General features: G+C 38.9%; 1 pseudogene. It reads right to left on the minus strand.

The features are described 5' to 3' along the window. A pseudogene (locus tag IV71_RS08130) lies at positions 1 to 748 on the minus strand (hypothetical protein); the annotation flags it as partial. Between the last annotated feature and the right edge of the window lie 132 nt (positions 749 to 880).

An 880-nucleotide genomic window follows, 5' to 3' on the forward strand; every position in this document is an offset into this window, starting at 1 on the left:
GGCTCAAAACAAGGTCCTTATCAGAAAAGGTCTTCCCTAATAGATCAGGATCAAGATCAAGCATAGCGGCCCTAACGTCATTGGAATACCCGACTTCTAAGGCTCCCTCCTGAAGAATCTGTTGGCGCTGCACGGTCATTTGGTTGTCATTCATTTCTAACTCCTTTTTTGCCTCGACCGCTGTCATTTTCCGTGTAATTAGAACATTTTTAGGATCGAAGACAACTATTGCAGGCTCCCCATTTTCGTCCATGCTCATGTCATCTTTTACACTACCAATACCCAATTTGGTTAAGCCCCTAGCGAGTGCTTCTGTTTCACCCGAAACATTATTCAGATCATTAATAATATCCAGATCATTATCCTCTTGATTTAATAGGTGTCGGGCTACCTCTTCTGCTATTTCCTGATTTTTTGGTGTCCAACCCGGCTCTAAATCATCACCGTAGTAATCAGTCAATGTATATGGATAATCCTGTTCTGCATTAATACTTTCTAAAAGTGATACCACATCAGCAACAGAAAGATTGACATTATTATTTTCAAGTTGTTTCATTTTATCGATTTTTGTTGCGTCAACTTCATATACAAACCCAGGCCTATCCATTGAGCCTGAATAACTCAAAGCGAGTTGTTCGCTTTGAGTTAGGTAAATCCCGAAACCTTGGGCCCGCCCATGTGTACTCTGCCTTTGATTCATAAATTCATTAAAGTCTTGTGTTGAACCATGATACAAAACGTGTGTCATAAAATTGCTCCTTTGCTTTCTTATGACTACACTGTTTTTTTTACGATAATTTACGCATCTCCACCTTTTTTCAATAAAAAAGCCTCCACAATAGTGGAAGCTAGTTATAGTTATAATTACAACTATAGTTAC

Source organism: Fructobacillus fructosus KCTC 3544 (assembly GCF_001438695.1).
Lineage (GTDB): Bacteria > Bacillota > Bacilli > Lactobacillales > Lactobacillaceae > Fructobacillus > Fructobacillus fructosus.